Raw genomic sequence first — 17,954 nt, forward strand, 5'->3', positions numbered from 1 at the left:
AAATAATATAAATATTTTTAAACAATCTCTGGGGAATCAGAGGTGAGGAGAATCGTATGGTTTTTTTTGCAACGTGCGCAGCAAACCAACAAGATATTTTAGAGCATGAAATTCATGCTTTAGGAGTTGAGGAAACCAACACAACTAACGGTGGTGTTGAATTTGAATGTGATTTAGAAACTGCTTATAGATTTACTCTATACTCAAGAGTTTCTTCAAGACTTTTATTAGCATTATATCATGATGATGATGTAATAAATGCTGATGAATTGTATCAAAGTGCAATGGAAATTCCATGGGAAGATTGGGTTAATCCCCAAACTACTTTTGCAATTACCCAAACAGTAAAAAACTGTAAATGGTTAAAAAATGGGCACTTTGCTGCAATTAGATTAAAAGATGCTATAGTTGATAGAATCAAAAACAACTTTGAAGGTGAAAGACCTAATGTCGAAAAGGACAACCCTGACGTAACTTTTCATGTTCATGTCAGAGGTGATAGTGTTATATATTTTGTTGACTTTTCTGGAAGAAAACTTCATAAAAGAGGCTATCGTTTAGCTTTTGTTGATGCATCAATGAGAGAAACTCTTGCTGCTACTGTTATCAAAAGAAGCGAATATAGAAGAAAATTAGAAGATGATTCTTTAGAAGAGCTCCCCCCTTTATTAGATCCTTTTTGTGGAGCTGGAACTATTCTAATTGAAGCTGCTCTTTGGGCAAGCAAAGTTGCTCCAGGTCTAATTGATGTAGATAGATTTGCTTTCTTTAAACTTCCAGTTCATGATGAACAAGTTTGGGACAAAGTTTTAGGCCAAGCAATTTTGGAAGAGGAAGAAGGAAGTAAAAGAGATTTTAAATTCTATGGTTGGGATATTGATCCAAAAGCTATAGAAATTGCTAAAAAAAATGCAAAAGCCGCTGGTGTTCTTGATAAAATTGAATTTTCAGTAAAAGATTTCACTAAAATTTCAAAAGAAGATGTTCCTTCTACTCCAGGCTATATTATCACTGACCCACCATATGGCGTTAGATTAGACGAAGCAAAAATCGAAGCTCTATATTCAAATATGGGTAAAACACTTAATGAATACTTCGGTGGTTGGCATGCTTCTATCATTTGTGGAGAAAAAGAACTTCTAGGCTTTGTAAATATGAAACCTAATAGAACTAACTCTGTTATGAATGCCAATATTCCTTGCCAAGTTGCTCACTATTACGTATTTAGTGAAGAAGAAAGACAAGAATTTATTAGAAAAGCCGAAGAAAGAAAAAAAGAAAGATTGTCACAACCTTTAAGTGAAGGTTCTCAAATGGCTTATAATCGACTAATCAAAAATCTAGATCGTCTTACCCCTATTATGGAAAAAGACAATGTAACTAACTACAGAATCTATGATGCTGATATGCCAGAATATAGTGCTTCAATCGATATGTATGATCACAAATACATAGTACTAAGTGAATATGCAGCTCCTTCTACAATTGATGAGGAAGTAGCTCAAAAACATTTAGAAGAGTTAGTTTTAGCCACAGAAAGAGCAACAAACATTGATATAGATAACATCTTCGTAAAAACTAGAAATAGACAAAAAGGAACTACCCAATATGAAAAATTAGGTAGTAAAAATCGTTTTATTATTGTTAAAGAAAATGATGCTAAATACCTTGTTAATTTTACTGATTACTTAGATACTGGTATTTTCTTAGATCACAGACCTATTAGAAAAAAAATCAAAGAACTAGCAAAAGATACTAGATTCTTAAATCTTTTCTGCTACACAGGAACTGCAACAGTTCAAGCTGCAATGGGAGGTGCTCTTTCAACAGTATCAGTTGATGCTTCCTCAACTTATCTTGACTGGGCTATGAAAAACATGGCTTTAAATAATTTTAAGACAATGAATCATTTCTATTATAAAGAAGATTGTATGAGCTATTTATACAATTCATACGATAAGTATGATTTGATTTTCTGTGATCCTCCAACTTTTTCTAATGGAAAAGGAAGAGATTCCTTTGATGTTCAAAGAGATCATAAGAGATTAATTCACCTTTGTATGAGACACTTAGACAAAGATGGTATCTTAATTTTTAGTAATAATAATCGAAAATTTGTCTTAGATGATTATATATACCAAGATTATGATGTTAAAAATATAACTGAAGAATCTATTGGTGCTGATTTTGAAAGAAACAACAAGATTCATCAATGTTATCTAATTAAAGAAAGACAAGTTATTAAGGTTAGAAAAAAGCCTAAAAAAGTAATAAAAAAGGAAACTCTATCTTAATTAAAAAAAAGAGCTGTTGCAAAAGTCAATATATTTGACTGAGTAACAGCTCTTCTAATATATTCTATATTCGATTTTGTTTTTTCTTTAAACTTATCTAAGATGCATTGTTTATCAAAAAAATATCTTATTTTCTATAGTTGATTAATTTATATATAGAATTTTCACGCACATTGCCTTTTGTGATTTTTAAATAGACTTGCGATTATTTGTATAAAGTTTGATCTCTAACAAAATAGGCTCCTTAAGTATAATTTTATTTTATCCTCATAAGAAATAACTTTATTAAATAAGTTAAGTCTTAAAATAGGTCATTATATTTCATTTTCCTTTATTTTTTGGACTAAAACTTTAGGAGTTACATTATATTTATTCTTTACCATTGAATAAAATCCGGAAGAGGATTTAAAACCACACTCATATGCAATTGATATCAGAGTATAAGAAGGATATCTTTCTTCTTTAATTGCATTAACAAATTCATTTAACCTATACTCATTTATAAATAAATAGAATCTTTTAGATGCTTGATGATTAATAGCTTGAGATATTTTATGCCTTGAAATATTTATTTTCTCACTTAATTTATCTAAAGTTAAATCTGAGTCCAAATATATTTTGGAACTTTCAACATATTGAACTATTGATTTGTAAATTTTTTTAAGTTCTTCGTCTGTAATCCCTGACTTTTGATACTTCAAATCTGTAGAGGGTTCTTCTTTCTTAGAATATATTAGAGAATTTTGTTTTTCAGAAAATAAAGAAAAAAAGAAAACAAATAATACAGCTGGAATAGTTCTAACGATGGCAGCAGAAATTTGTAATATTTCATTATCCTCAGCTAAAATTATATGAATAACACTAAATACTAAATATATTCCAGTATAAAAAACTACTAAGTATTTTATCCAAACTAATGTAATATTTTTATTTTTTGTTGAATATTCATCTTCAATAGATTTACTATGCTTTCTTAAAATTCTTAGAATTATAAAACTATATATAACTCTAGATAAATTGAGTGTTAAATCCCAAACAAAAGCTAATGAAAAAAATGGACTTGGCTTATTTAGCTCATTTATTTCACTTCCAAAAGATATTTTAGGGTTTACTGAGGCAGGATCAATTAAAATATAAATGAACCAAATTATAAAAGGAATTATATGAAATAAATGTTTATATTCTAGTTTAAAATTTTCTTCTAATAATGATAATACATATAAAAGAAGTGAAGGTCCAACTAAAAAATAACTAATTCTAGTTATTGGATATATAAATTTTAATGCACCCATAGATATAAATGTGGGTCTAAGCAAATTATCAAAAATTGTTAGCAAAAAAATAGCGATAACAATTATTGAACATAAATCTTTTATAGTTTTATGCCTTTTTAATACTAAAGTCCTAAGCAATCCTATAATTGCCCAAGCACTACCCATAGCTAAAATTATCTCAAATACTTGATACATAAAAGAGAGTATAATATTTTGTTAAAACAACAGTCAATCAAAATACTATTGAATATAAATTATATTACTCAAATTAAGCCTTATATCTTATTTCCTTGAAAAAAAAATGAACTGGTTGGTATTCTTAAACAAACTTAAATTTAATTAATCTAGTATAACTAATTATTCAATCGTTGAAGTTGTCATTTAGCGACTTTATCCTTGGCTTTTTCCAATTAATTCTTATATTAATTTAATGTCATTTTATAAATATACCCTTAGAATCTTTTATTGTTATAATACTTCATATACTCATTAATACAATATTCTATTTCTTCAACTCATTTCTTTCTGTAATAAATGTACATATAGAAACTCTTGTTTAGCAAATTATTAAAACTATAACATTTTAAACGGATATATTTTTTTTCTTTTTTTTATATATTCTTTTGTTCAGTTATAAACATCTTGATAACTTCTCTATAATTCATTTTGGATTACAAAGTATATTTAATTATTTTTTAACTTACTAATTATGTACACTCAGTTATTCTAAATTAAACTATTTATTCTTCACTAATCCCACCTATCAATTAACTCCTTATTACAACTCGTATATCATAGAACTAGTTTTTAAATATAAGAGATAATGTAATAATCCTAAACAATTAAGTTATATTAAATTATTCAAACTTTGCTTTTGGATTAAGAAATTGTTAATATCAAATTTTTCCTTTTTTTTTACTTTGCCGACCGGCTAAGAAGAATAATAAAAAATTATTAAGTATATTAAACTCATAAATTAAATTGTTGGAGATAAAAATATGAATAAAAAAATTTCACTGTTATTAATAGTACTACTTTCAAGTATTAATTTATTTGCACAGGGTACTAAAGAAAATATAGCTATCTCATCTATTACTCAAGAACAACCTGATGAGGGACTAGCTCTAGTAGCCTCTAAATTAGGAGTTACTACAGATGAATTAATTAAGGCTCTTGGTGATCCAAATCAAGGGGAACCTGATTTTGAAAGTATAGCAAAAATTCTAAATGTAGATTCTACTTTATTAAAAAACTTAATGCAAAGCATAATGGATGAATCTTCTGTAGAAATAGATCCACATACTGTAAACATAAATGGGATAGATTTTACTATTCCCTATGAAGTATTCAGTTGGGAAGATTTACCAAGTGATGTAACTATTGAAAGAAAAGGTATTAGTGAATTTACATCAGAAAATGGTATCACTCATTACTATGAAACTATTTATCTGCCAAGTGGTAATTTAAATTGGTACCAAGCTGCATATTTAGCTCAGGACGCAGGAGGTTATCTAGCCTGTATAAATACGAAGAATGAAAATGACTTCGTTTTCTCTCTAATAAATGATGATAAATATTTTTGGCATTTTGATGAAAATGGTAAGCATTATGGTATTAGTATTGGACCATATTTAGGTGGATACCAAGTTGAAGGTTCTATTGAACCAGCAGGAGGTTGGACTTGGTTAAGTGGTGAGGCCTTTGAATATACTAATTGGGCTATAAATCTAGATGATGGAATCATTGATTTAGATCCAAGAGATAACACACAACCAAATGATTCAGGAGATGGACAGCCTGTTATGGGATTCGGTGAAATGAATCTTCCAGTTTCGACTTGGGGAGATTACATGGATAGCGTTGGTACATATGGTGGAAAGAAACTTCCTGGAAGGTGTTATGGTTTTGTTATTGAATATGAACAGGATCCTAGATAAATTCAGATTAATAAGAGCTGTTGCAAAAGTCAATAACTATGACTGAGTAGCAGCTTTTTTATTCTTCTATGTCTTTCCTTCTTTATATATTAAACTTAAGTTCGTTATTAAATTTTTTTTCATGTATTTTCTTTTTTATACAGTGAATTAGCAAAAAACCTTCTTAAAGCAGAAAATAATAAATAAATTTATTAATCTACTTAAGAAGGTTGTATTATTGCGATTTACTATTTAGCCATATTATATATTTTAATTAAATCATCTTTATCTAAGCCAATAGTAGTTCCAATTAAACGTTTTCCAAAATTAGTTGCCTTAATGCTTAGTTCTTCAATTTCTGAATCAGTAGGTTCTACCCCTAATTCTCTCAAATTAGTTGGCATATCAATTTTATGGTAGAATTCATTCATCTTCTCTATACCTAAAAGAGCTGTTTCTCTTGATGTTGCTTGTTTCTCTACACCCAGAACATTCAATGCGAATTTTTCCAATCTATCTTCAATTCTATCTATAACATATAAAGCCCAACTTGAGAAAACAGCACTCAATCCTGCTCCATGAGCAACATTATATTTACCACCAAGTTCATGTTCTATCTTGTGCACAGCCCATTCACCAGAATTAGTACCACAGCCGGTTAGTCCATTATGAGAGAGACTACTTGACCACATTATATTCCATCGAGCTTTAACATCTTTTGGATTTTCTTTTAAAATAAGACTATTTTTTATAACAGACCTCATTAATCCTTCTGCAATTTCATCAGTGATATCTAAATTTTGATCTCCATCGGTATTTAAATATCTTTCCATTGTATGCATTAAAATATCAACACAACCACTAAATGTTTGATAATTTGGAAGAGTTAGTGTTAATAATGGATTCATGATTGCAAATCTACAAGCTGCATCAGGATGAGCTGTTGATCTTTTTAACATTCCATCATCTTTAGTTATAACACAACCTTTACTCATTTCAGATCCAGCTGCAGCGATTGTTAAAATTGTTGCTACAGGGAATGAACCTTGAGGTTCTCTAATGCCTTCGAAGAAATCCCAAACTTCTCCTTCATTATATAAGCCAATAGCAATTGCTTTAGAGGAATCTATAACACTACCACCACCCACAGCTAAGATAAAATCAACTCCTTCTTTCTTACAAAGAGCAATTCCTTCATGAACTTTTGATAATAATGGATTTGCTACTACTCCACCTAATAAAATATAATCTATATTTGCTTCGTCAAGATTGTGTTTAACTCTATCAATTAAGCCAGACTTAATAGCACTCTGACCACCATAATGAATTAATACTTTTTTTGGATTATAAACTTTTAATTCTTTTGCACATTCAACTTCGCCATTTTCTTTAAAAATAACTTTTGTTGGAGTATAATAAGTAAAACTATTCATAAAAAAACCCCTTAATATTTTATTCTTATACTATTATATAAGAAAAAGAAATAATATCAAAGACAAAGGGATTGTTATAAGTTTAATTTATTTTTCTAACAATTATTACTTGTAATTTAAAAGTAATTATTTGTTAAAATTAATAATATAATAAAAAAATATAAATTTGGAAAATTTATATTTTTATGATGCCATTTTAAGTAAAAATTACTTTAAAATGGCATTTCGTAAATAATATTAAAATTCTACGTATTGTTCTTTTTTAGCACCACATACTGGACAACGTTCAGGGGCTACATTTAAAACAGTATGACCACATACAGGACAGATATATATTTTATCTAATTCCATATCATGTCCAGCTAAAGCTGCTTCTCGAGCTTTTTTAAATAATTCAACGTGGATTTTCTCTGCTTCTAGAGCAAAATGAAATGAACGCTTAGCTTCTGGTTCATTTTGGAATTCAGCAGTATTTAAATAGACTGGATACATTTGATCTACTTCATGGGCTTCTCCATTAATAGCACCTTGAAGGTTTTCTGCAGTTTTCCCAACCCCAAAAACTCCTCCACCTGTTACTGAAGCATCTGAAGTAGTTCCTCCAATTACTTTAAAGTGGTTTCCTGCGTGGACACTTTCTGCATAAGCGATGGCTTTAAATAATCTAGAAATATTATTAAAACCTTCTTTTTTTGCTATATCACTCCAAATTAAATAACGCATGTGTGCCATACTTTCACCACCATATGCTGAGTGGAGAAATTCTGAAGTCATTGCATTGTTTACACTCATATAACTACCTCCATGAATAATTTGAGAGTATAAAAATAACTCTCATTAATTAAACGATAATCCTGATTTAAACTAATGTCAAATAAATTCACTTTAAAAATCTGTGAAAAAAGATATAGTTACTTGAAATTTATCAAATAAACTATATTAGTATTTTAACCTACACATATGATAAATTAGATCGTTTTTTTTTAATTTAGAAACTATTATATTAAAATTATAGATTTAACATTTTAGAAATAATTACTACATAAAAAAATTGAGGAATATTTTGATAATAAAAGCAAACCTTAAATACTAAGATTTGCTTTTATTATTATTTTTTATAAACGACGTCTTCTAATACATCTATCAAAGGTTGATAATCACCATCAATTGCACAAATATCTGCTTCGAGGAGTCTATCAGGATCAACTTGAGACCATTCTATTCTATATCCCGCTAAATAAATTAGCTCCCAAAAAAATAATCTGGCTGTAGGAGCATTCCCATTTCTAAAGGGATGTAAAGCTTCAACTTCCCCCATATAATATGCTAAATCATTAATAAAAGATTCTCTATCTAAATTCCTCAAATAATGATCTTTCCTTAACTTAGAAAAAATTTCTTTAGCTGAACTATTAATATATTCTGGACGACAAAATTCTGTTCTCTTAGCTGCTGTTGTAGTTCTAAGCATTCCTGCAGAAGGATAAATATCTCCAAACAAATTACTATGAATTGCTTTTAATCTGTCTAAATTAAAGGGACCTTCAACAGGATAAACAATCATTTCTGCAGTTCTGATAGCGGTAATATAAATAGCAATTTCTCTCAGTTTTGCACGGTCTCTAACATCAAAAAAATTAAATAAACATCTTGTGTTTTCGTAATAACCAAAATCTTTATCACTAGCTACATAATCGTGGTTCACCAATGAATTTTCTACAATATACTTTTCAATCAAACTATCAGCAGTTTCATCTTTTTCTAAAACTGCTATTATATCAGCCTCATCTTCATCAGAAAGAATAAAACCTTCTGATTCATGGTTAAATCTAATATAGTCGATGCAACGTTGCATGCGGCTTTTTTTCATTATCTTTTTTGTAGGGGAATAATCCCCTTCTCCTTCATTTTATTCACTTAAAATATAATACAATAATACAAACACCAATAATCTTTGGTCAAGGTATCATATATTCACTTTCCTAAAGAAAAGATAAGAAAAGGGTCAGAAATAAAACTGACCCAAATCTTTATTTATCAATTAATTAAAATGTTAATACAAGAGCTGGTGTTACTTCAACACCCCATTCTCCATCTAAACCACCAAATCTTCTAAACTTAGCATCTGTACCAATTTGGAAATGGTCATTAACTTTAAATGCTAAGCCAAATTGTCCACCATAACCTAGTAAGATATGTGTTGAGGCAAAGTCTTCATCTATGTCTAAAGTACCAACATATGGGAAATCAACTAAAGTTGCATCTACTAAACCTGCAAAGTTAACAACAACTCTACCTACATTGAATTCCATTTCAGGAGCTAATGTAACTCTCAAACTATAATCTGTAATAGATGTATCTGTGAAGAATGAATTTAAGGAATTTAATGCTTGTCCATCATATGGAGCTAAAATGTAATCTGCATTAACATTTAATCCAAAACCAACACTAGATATCTTAAAGATATTATTGAAACCTAAGCCAATACCAACACTTGCACTTAAATTATCATAAGGAATATTTCCTGAAATAGCATTAAGAGCATAAACACCAGAACCTCTTAATGAAATACTTGTATAATATGATGATTTTTTATCTTTCTTTTGTTCATCACCTGTGATTTCTTCACTTGCTGCATCTACAACTTCTTCTTCAGCCATCATTTTATCTTCACTTGCTGCATCTACAACTTCTTCTGTCGTTTCATCTACCATTGCAACTTCTTGAGATTCTTCTACCATAGCATCATCCATTGCAGCAGGCTCTTCTACCATAGTATCATCGGCTACAACGACTGGCATAGCAGTTGAAACTGCACTTGGAGACCAATTAACACCATCATATGTTTGTTGTAGATATAGAGTATATTCTTTAGAACTATCTAAATTTTCAAAAACACAAGAAGAAGTCATTCCATCAACAACTGTCCAACCTTCAGGATCTTCTCCATTTAATTGATATCTAAAACCGGTAACCTGTGGATCATCAAGCATCCATTGCCATGTAATAACTACATCAGTTGCAAAAACCATGACAGGTAACAATACTAATAAAGCTAATAGCGTAATAATTCTTTTTTTCATAATGCTAATATTTAGGGACAATATGACCCTTTCTCCTTATTTTTTTTCAAATATAGACGAATATATTATATCTCTATAATATATAATACATTAATTATATAATCCAAACAACTAAAATTATCATTTTATGTACAATAATTATACCTATCAATTAAATTAAACTAATATATTTACTTAGTTACATTATAGCAATAAATATAGAAAAAGCTAAGGTTTATTCTATATTTTTATTATAATTCTTTATTTTTAAAAATCAATGTTTAAATATAATAAATACATACTACTTCAAATATAAAAATTTTACAAATTTGATTAAATCAATCTAATCTATAAAAAAGCTATTAGAAAAATAATTATTTAGGTATAATATATTCCTGAAATTAACTAAACAAACGTAAGGGATAAAAATGAAAATAGAAGATTTTAAATTAGAAGTGTTTTTTAATAAATACGAATTTACAGCACCATATTTATTAACACAATCAGATTGTCAATCAATGAATATAGAAGAACTTTTATCTTATGAAATCGGAGCCAAAGAAAAATTTATGACTCAAAATTTAGGGTACACTGAAGTTAACGGTGATATTGAACTTAGAAAACAAGTTGCATCTTTATTTAACACTATAGATGAAAATGATATTTTAATTCATACAGGAGCTCAAGAAGCTATCTTTAATTTTATGAATATCCTCTTAGACAAAAAAGACCATATAATATATGAATTTCCTATTTATCAATCCTTATTCGAAGTGGCTAAAACAATTGGTTGTGAAACTTCTAAATGGGAACTTGAGGAAAATGAAGAAAATTGGTCTATAAATCTAAATCAGCTTGAAAAACTTATAAAACCAAATACTAAACTAATTGTCTTAAATTCTCCAAATAATCCAACAGGATATACTTTCAAAAAAGAAGAATTAGAAAAAATAGTAGAAATTGCAAAAAAACATAATATTTATATTTTCTGTGATGAAGTTTATAAAGGTCTTGAGTTAGATGGAATTAAAAGACCTTGGTTAGCCGATTTATATGAAAAAGGAATATCTCTTGGTGTAATGTCTAAATCTTATGGGTTAGCTGGTCTTAGAATCGGGTGGATTGCCACAAAAGATGCAATAATTTTAGACAAACTAACAAAAATGAAACATTACACTAGCATTTGCTCTAGTGCCCCAAGTGAATTTTTAGCGACAATTGCTTTAAACCATGGAGATGAAATTTTACAAAAAAATTTAAAATTAATACAAAAAAATATCGAAATAGCTGAAGTCTTTTTCAATAAGTACTCAACACTTTTTAAATTCAATAAGCCAATGGCAGGTCCTGTAGGTTTTTTGAAAATGAAAATAGAAGAACCAATAGAAGATTTTTGTGACACTTTAGTAAAGGAAAAAGGTGTCCTATTATTACCTGCTAATATTTATTTTTTTAAAGGTAATTATTTTAGAATGGGTTTTGGAAGAAATAATTTTGCAACAAGTCTAAAAAAATTTGAAGAGTTCTTAATTGATAAAAAATATGTATCTAATTAATTCTTTACCTCTTCCTATTATCTCAATCATATCTTGAACATTCATCTTGGAATGCTGTATGTTGAACTCATGAATATTATAAACAATTTAGCTATATTTTGTGGATCTTCAAAAGGAAATAATCCAATTTTTAGTGAGGTGGCAATTAATGTTGGAAAATATATTGCCAAGGAAAAAATGACTTTAATTTATGGAGGTGGGAATATAGGATTAATGGGTCTAGTGGCCTCTACTGCCTATGAAAATGGAGCTAAAGTAATTGGGGTTTTACCTAAACGATTAAACTTACCACAAGTCTGTAATAGAAATGTTGAAACTGAAAGGATAATTACGACTGACATGCATGAAAGAAAAAAAGAAATGTATAAAAGAAGTGATGCTTTTATTGCTATGCCGGGAGGTATTGGCACATATGAAGAATTTTTTGAAACATATACCTGGTTACAACTAAATATCCACACAAAACCAATTGGCTTACTTAATATTGATAATTTTTATACACCCCTATATGAATTTCTAATAAAAGCATGCGAAAAAGGTTTCATGAAAAAGGATATTCTTGATTGCTTGTCAATCTCTGATGATATTGAAGTTCTTGTAAAAATGATGCGAACTAGAAACTTAGAGATTAGTACTAAAATTTAGGAGTAAATATTATGAAAAGGGAAATAACGAGATATAAATTATTAGAATATTTTTACATTATCATTGGTACATTATTAACATCTCTAGGCGTTGTTTTATTTGCAAACCCCGCAAAAATTGCAAACGGTGGGGTTACAGGTATAGCGATTATTTTGTATCACACTTTAAATTTTGATGTAGGTACTTCAATTTTTATCTTAAGTATTCCCCTTTTTTTCATAGGTTTATTAATCTTTGGAAAAGAGTATGGTTTAAAATCATTACTAGGAACCATTCTATATTCAGGATTTACTATCTTTCTTACAAAAATGATTGGTGCTGATGGAATTATCAGTTATGAAAATCATGTTTCATACTTACTTTCTGCTATTTTTGGTGGTATCTTTTTTGGTGCTGGCCTTGGGTTTGTTATGAAAAGTGGTGCTAATACAGGTGGAACTGATATTCTAGCTCAAATTTTATCAAAATATACTTTTTTAACTTTAGGAAATGCTATGTTTACTATAGATGCAATAATAGTAACATGCAGCATATTTATATTTGGTATTGAGGCAGCGCTTTACGCAATTATAACAATATATATTACAAGTGTTGGTATTGATAAAGTTCTTCTTGGCTTTGGAAGTTATAGTTCTAAAACTATATATATAATAAGTGACAAAAGAGATGAAATTAAAAATGTTATACTAAAAGATTTAGACCATGGTGGTACTATTTTAGAAGGTAAAGGGTTATATACCAATTACGAAAGGCCAGTAATTATGACAGTCATGCCCAATAATAAAATTGGAAGATTAACAAATCAAATTCATCTAATTGATAAAAACGCCTTTGTAATAGTTCATGATGCTTATCAAGTAATGGGGGAAGGTTTTACTCCTATAGAAAAAGCTGCTTGGAAAACAAAACATATATAAAAAAATACCGTTGACCTTAAAAACCAAAAAGTCAACGGTTTATATTTCTTATTTTTCCCAAAGTTTTTCAGGATAATATCCTTCTTTAATTTTCTTATCCAATTCTTTTTTTACATTGTCTCGATCTTCACTATAAGTCATTCCAAACCATTTTTCATTTGTAGTATAAAATTTTAACTTACCTTGATTAGATTTAACAATTTCACTTGCTCCTTCAGGTAAATAACATTCAGTTTTTTCAGTTGTAACATTTTCTTTTATAAAAGAATCCCAATACTTAGAAAACGAATCAAAAGCCCGTGCTGAAAAACCAAAGAAATTCATAGAGACCCATTCTTTTCCTGTCATTTCAATATCTTTACCATCTAAATGACTAATGATTTTATCTCCAACAAATTCAATCTTAGTATTCTCTTTCATACTTACTAAATAACCATCTTCAACAGTACATACAGCACGAGAGACACTACCTGATTTACTCATTGTATTTTCAAGAACATAACCAACTAAAGCATGTTCTGTACTATCTTTTTCCAATTGAGATAGGTGCTTTGCCATAATTTCAAAAGCTTCTCTACCGTAATAATCATCACTGTTTATAACACAAAAAGGCTCTTTAACTACATCTTTAGCACAAAGAACAGCATGGATTGTTCCCCAAGGTTTAGTTCTATCCTTACTCAATTCAATTTGTTCGTCAGTTAGTAAAGAATCAATTGATTGAAATACATATTCAGCATCCATATTCCTACTAACTCGATCAAAAAGTCTTTCTTTAAAGTCTTTTTCTATATCTTTTCTAATGATAAAAACAACTTTACCAAACCCAGCTTTCATTGCATCATAAACACCAAAGTCTAATAAGGTTTCATCATTCTTGCCTACCGAATCAATTTGTTTAACACCGCCATACCTTGATCCCATTCCAGCTGCCAATACTACTAATGTTGGTTTCATCTAACTCTCCTAATTTATCTATTCTAATAAAACTAGTTTAACAAGTATCATTATTGCGGTCAAATTAAAAGTAAGAATTAACAAATAATTTATGATTTAGTGCAAATTATATATTTTATAGACAATTAATAATTTTTAGTAGTACAATACGACTATCAAGAAAAGGAAAAAATATGATTGGAAAAAAAGAAATATTGGCCGATTTCGACTCTTGTTGTCTATTTTTTAAGGTCCTAGGAGATTCTACAAGAATGAAAATAATACTAGAACTTGGGAACGGACCATTATGTGTTAATGATTTAACAAAAAAATTAGACATGGAACAATCTGCAATATCTCATCAACTAAAAATTCTAAAAAATGCAAAAGTAGTAAAAGCTAAAAAGTCAGGAAAAAATGTTTTTTATTCCTTTGATGATGACCATGTTGAAGAAATAATAAAAATAGCAATAGAACACATGAATCATAAAAAAAATGAAGATTAGTATTGACATATGAATAAATATTCATGTATATTCAGAGTCAGAGATATATGAGAATTATCTCATATATTTTTTTAATCAACATATGAATATCTATTCATATAAAATAAAGGACTATTTTTTATGAAAATTCCTAGAATACCAAGAATTATTATTTCGCTAATTTTATTTATCTTAGGCTTAACTTTGTTTAGAAGTTTAAAATTATATTTTATGCTCATTTCATATATTATAATTGGATACGATATTGTGCTAAAAGCAATAAAAAATATATTCAAAGGATATTTTTTAGATGAGACTTTTTTAATGGCTGTCGCTTCAATTGGAGCTTTTATTATTGGAAGTTCTAGCGAAGGTGTAGCAGTATTATTGTTTTATCAAATTGGAGAAACATTTGAACAATATGCCATTAATAAATCTAAACGTTCTATAAAAAGCTTAATGAGTTTAAAAAGTGAGATTGCTCATCGTATTATAGATGGTAAAATAGTTGATATTGAACCCGAAAAAGTAAAAGTTAAAGATATAATTCTAGTTAAACCGGGAGAAAGAATTCCCCTAGATGGAATTGTTATTGAAGGAACTTCTTCTCTTGATGTTTCTCCTCTCACAGGCGAAGCTCTTCCCTTTGATGTAATGGAAAATACAACTGTTTTAAGTGGAAGTTTAAATATTAACTCACCTATAACTATTGAAGTAAATAAAACTTATGAAAATTCTACAATTGCAAGAATTCTGAACTTAGTTGAATCAGCTAACGAAAAAAAATCTCATAATGAAATTTTTATTAAGAAATTTGCAAAATATTATACTCCAATTGTTGTATATTCTGCTTTGCTTCTTGCAACTATCCCTCCTTTATTTGCTCCAAGTATTCCTTATTCAACTTGGATATATAGAGCTTTAATGTTCTTAGTTGTTTCTTGTCCTTGTGCCTTTGTTGTATCAATTCCACTCTCCTATTTTAGTGGTATTGGTGCTATTTCTAAAAAAGGCGTTCTTGTAAAAGGCAGTATTTATTTAGAAAACTTAGCAAAAGTCGATACAATTGTTTTTGATAAAACTGGAACCCTAACTGAAGGTAAGTTTACTATTACAGATATAAAAGTTGAAGATATTGATAAAAACACCCTCTTAAATTACGTTGCAAGTGTGGAGAAATTATCTAATCACCCTATAGCTATTTCAATTGTGAAAGAATTTGAAAACATAAAAATGAGTGAAAACTACACTAAAAATGACTTTGTTGCCACTAATGTAGAAGAAATTGCTGGTAAAGGATTAAAGGCAACAGTTAATAATAAAGTTATACTTATTGGTAAAAAAGCTTTATTAGAAGACAATAATATAAAAGTTAAATCATATGATGATATTGATTTAACAAATTCCCTAATCTACATTGCAATTGATAATATGTTCAAAGCTATTATTTCTATTGGAGATAAGATTAAGAAAAATAGTAAAGCTACAATTAAACAACTTAAGAAAAATGGAATCAATAATTTAATTATGTTGAGTGGCGATAATTGGGAAAATGCAAAAAAAGTATCCTCTGATTTAGGCCTTTCTTCCTTTAAGGCAAACTTACTTCCTGAAGATAAAGTTAGAGAACTTGATAAAATTATAAAAAAAGGCCATTCTGTTGCTTTTGTAGGAGATGGGATTAATGATGCTCCATCTTTAGCCCTAAGTGAAGTTGGTATTTCTATGGGTGCTGCAGGAAGCGATGCTGCAATAGAAGCTAGTGATGTTGTTATTATGGGAGAGCAAATAAGTAGTTTATCCTCCGTTATTAAGCTATCTAAAAAAACAATGACTATTGTAAAACAGAACGCTTTTTTTGCTATAGGAGTTAAATTCTTAATCATGTTTCTAGGGGCTCTTGGTATGGCTAACATGTGGGCTGCTGTGTTTGCTGATGTGGGTGTTACCTTCATAGCTATCTTAAATGCTCTGAGACTATTAAGTTTTAAGTCTAAAGATATTTAACTTTTTACTTTTTCCCTATTGACAATAAGTCAAAAATTCTATAGGTTAACACTTGTCTTTTGGGGGCGTAGCGAAGATGGTTATCGCGTCGGCCTGTCACGCCGAAGATCGCGGGTTCGATCCCCGTCGCTCTCGAAATATAATCCTTACTTTTTAGTAAGGATTTTTTTTTATTTAATAAAACTAATTACCCTCAATGATAAAGGGTAATTAGTTTGTAAGATTAATTGATTATATTAGTTTTTCTATATAGCATTTTTGTAAATTTCTAAGATATCTTTTTTTTCTAAATATTTTCTAGTATTTGCTGGACTTCCACTTGCTAGTGCATCATTAGACATCTTATCAATTTGAGACATAAAGAGTTCCATATCAATTCCATATTCTCTTATACTAGGGATTTCTACCATCTTAAGTAATTTCTTAAGTTGTACTATAAATTTGATAGCAGCTAATTCCTCATTCTCTATATTCTCAACAGCTCCAATTTCTTTGGCAATTATGGCAAATCTACTGTAACAGCCATCTAATACATAATCTAAACAATGAGTAATTAACATTGCATTAGATATCCCATGAGGAACATGAAAGAGGGCTCCAATTGGACGTGACATTCCATGAACTACTGTTACAGATGAATTGTTGATACAAATCCCTGCCTCATACGATGCCATTGCCATTTCACTTCTTGCAGTAGCATCATTTCCATCTATATAAGCTATTGGAAGATATTTGAAAATACGCTTTATTGCAGACAAAGCAAACATATCTGTTATAGGATTTGCACATTTTGAAGTATAAGCTTCTACAGCATGAGTCAAGGCATCAATTCCTGTTGCAGCTGTTACACTCTTTGGAACCGAATGAGTTAAAACTGGATCAACTATTGCTAAAGTAGGAATTAAATCATCGCCTTTTAACAACATCTTAACATCAGTTTTTGTATTTGTTATTATGGTAAATTTTGTGACTTCACTACCTGTTCCAGCTGTTGTTGGTATTAAAACAATAGGTGGAAAATCACCTGAAATTTCTTTTCCTACATAATCGGAAATTTTACCATCTAGAGTACTCATTGCAGCACAGGCTTTGGCACTATCTAAAGGAGAGCCTCCACCAAGTCCTATTATGAAATCGCAATCTTCTCTTTTATATACTTCAACTGCTTCTTCTATCATTATATCGGTAGGTTCCCCTGTAATATCATTAAAAACTACATATTCAATCGAATTAGAATCTAATAAATCTATAACTTTATTAAGAATTTCTATCTTAGTTATGTGTTTTCCTGTAATAATCAAGCATCTAGTACCTAGCTTCGCAATATGCTTTCCAGAATTTATTAAGGCATTATCCCCTAAAATTGACCATTTTGCAGTAGCAAATTGTGTTGACATTTTTCCCCCTAGTGAAAGTTTTTATCTATCAT

The 17,954-nt window shown here is 29.2% G+C and carries 14 protein-coding genes and 1 tRNA gene; 8 read left to right on the forward strand and 7 right to left on the reverse strand.

Features of this window, described 5'->3' with window-relative positions; genetic code table 11:
* The first annotated feature begins 56 nt into the window (after window positions 1-56).
* A complete protein-coding gene (gene rlmKL, locus ACZ5SO_RS10335; RefSeq protein ID WP_464624449.1) occupies window positions 57-2,294 on the forward strand; it encodes a bifunctional 23S rRNA (guanine(2069)-N(7))-methyltransferase RlmK/23S rRNA (guanine(2445)-N(2))-methyltransferase RlmL in 2,238 nt (745 codons plus the stop codon).
* Between the two features lie 314 nt (window positions 2,295-2,608).
* Here rlmKL and ACZ5SO_RS10340 read toward each other — a convergent pair whose 3' ends face one another.
* A complete protein-coding gene (locus tag ACZ5SO_RS10340; RefSeq protein WP_464624450.1) occupies window positions 2,609-3,763 on the reverse strand; it encodes a helix-turn-helix domain-containing protein in 1,155 nt (384 codons plus the stop codon).
* An 803-nt stretch (window positions 3,764-4,566) separates the two neighbouring features.
* Between ACZ5SO_RS10340 and ACZ5SO_RS10345 the strand changes: the two genes are divergently transcribed.
* Window positions 4,567-5,505 carry a C-type lectin-like domain-containing protein gene (locus ACZ5SO_RS10345; protein WP_464624451.1) on the forward strand — a complete coding sequence of 313 codons (939 nt, stop codon included), beginning with the start codon at window positions 4,567-4,569 and terminating at the stop codon, window positions 5,503-5,505.
* Window positions 5,506-5,732: 227 nt separating this feature from the next.
* On the opposite strand, the gene ACZ5SO_RS10350 is transcribed toward ACZ5SO_RS10345, so the two are convergent.
* The 4 genes from ACZ5SO_RS10350 to ACZ5SO_RS10365 all read right to left on the reverse strand — a co-directional run bounded on the left by ACZ5SO_RS10350 (window position 5,733) and on the right by ACZ5SO_RS10365 (window position 10,000).
* Complete coding sequence (locus ACZ5SO_RS10350; RefSeq protein ID WP_464624452.1) at window positions 5,733-6,917, reverse strand: iron-containing alcohol dehydrogenase; 1,185 nt, start codon at window positions 6,915-6,917, stop codon at window positions 5,733-5,735.
* Between the two features lie 237 nt (window positions 6,918-7,154).
* Complete coding sequence (locus tag ACZ5SO_RS10355; protein WP_464624453.1) at window positions 7,155-7,709, reverse strand: rubrerythrin family protein; 555 nt, start codon at window positions 7,707-7,709, stop codon at window positions 7,155-7,157.
* 316 nt (window positions 7,710-8,025) lie between these two features.
* Entirely contained in the window at window positions 8,026-8,787 is a 762-nt protein-coding gene (locus tag ACZ5SO_RS10360) for a Fic/DOC family protein (protein ID WP_464624455.1), read from the reverse strand.
* A gap of 175 nt (window positions 8,788-8,962) precedes the next feature.
* A complete protein-coding gene (locus tag ACZ5SO_RS10365; RefSeq protein WP_464624456.1) occupies window positions 8,963-10,000 on the reverse strand; it encodes a fibronectin type III domain-containing protein in 1,038 nt (345 codons plus the stop codon).
* A 407-nt stretch (window positions 10,001-10,407) separates the two neighbouring features.
* On the opposite strand from ACZ5SO_RS10365, the gene ACZ5SO_RS10370 reads away from it, so the two are divergent.
* The 3 genes from ACZ5SO_RS10370 (at window position 10,408) to ACZ5SO_RS10380 (ending at window position 13,097) form a co-directional block, all read left to right on the forward strand.
* Window positions 10,408-11,535 (forward strand): aminotransferase class I/II-fold pyridoxal phosphate-dependent enzyme, encoded by a 1,128-nt coding sequence (locus ACZ5SO_RS10370; RefSeq protein WP_464624458.1) that lies wholly within the window; start codon window positions 10,408-10,410, stop codon window positions 11,533-11,535.
* 69 nt (window positions 11,536-11,604) lie between these two features.
* On the forward strand, window positions 11,605-12,180 hold the full coding sequence (locus ACZ5SO_RS10375) for an LOG family protein (RefSeq protein WP_464624460.1): 576 nt from the start codon (window positions 11,605-11,607) through the stop codon (window positions 12,178-12,180).
* 11 nt (window positions 12,181-12,191) lie between these two features.
* A complete protein-coding gene (locus tag ACZ5SO_RS10380; protein WP_464624461.1) occupies window positions 12,192-13,097 on the forward strand; it encodes a YitT family protein in 906 nt (301 codons plus the stop codon).
* Window positions 13,098-13,145: 48 nt separating this feature from the next.
* On the opposite strand, the gene ACZ5SO_RS10385 is transcribed toward ACZ5SO_RS10380, so the two are convergent.
* The gene (locus ACZ5SO_RS10385) at window positions 13,146-14,054 is read right to left on the reverse strand and encodes a nucleotidyltransferase family protein (protein ID WP_464624462.1); all 909 of its coding nucleotides are present in this window, start codon (window positions 14,052-14,054) and stop codon (window positions 13,146-13,148) included.
* 173 nt (window positions 14,055-14,227) lie between these two features.
* Here ACZ5SO_RS10385 and ACZ5SO_RS10390 point away from each other — a divergent pair, with 173 nt between their 5' ends.
* The 3 genes from ACZ5SO_RS10390 (at window position 14,228) to ACZ5SO_RS10400 (ending at window position 16,660) form a co-directional block, all read left to right on the forward strand.
* Window positions 14,228-14,539 carry an ArsR/SmtB family transcription factor gene (locus tag ACZ5SO_RS10390; RefSeq protein ID WP_464624464.1) on the forward strand — a complete coding sequence of 104 codons (312 nt, stop codon included), beginning with the start codon at window positions 14,228-14,230 and terminating at the stop codon, window positions 14,537-14,539.
* A gap of 120 nt (window positions 14,540-14,659) precedes the next feature.
* On the forward strand, window positions 14,660-16,525 hold the full coding sequence (locus ACZ5SO_RS10395; RefSeq protein ID WP_464624465.1) for a heavy metal translocating P-type ATPase: 1,866 nt from the start codon (window positions 14,660-14,662) through the stop codon (window positions 16,523-16,525).
* 61 nt (window positions 16,526-16,586) lie between these two features.
* A tRNA-Asp gene (locus ACZ5SO_RS10400) sits at window positions 16,587-16,660 on the forward strand.
* A gap of 110 nt (window positions 16,661-16,770) precedes the next feature.
* On the opposite strand, the gene ACZ5SO_RS10405 is transcribed toward ACZ5SO_RS10400, so the two are convergent.
* Window positions 16,771-17,922, reverse strand: a complete 1,152-nt coding sequence (locus ACZ5SO_RS10405; protein WP_464624467.1) for an iron-containing alcohol dehydrogenase — start codon at window positions 17,920-17,922, stop codon at window positions 16,771-16,773.
* Between the last annotated feature and the right edge of the window lie 32 nt (window positions 17,923-17,954).

This window comes from Pleomorphochaeta naphthae (assembly GCF_055396005.1).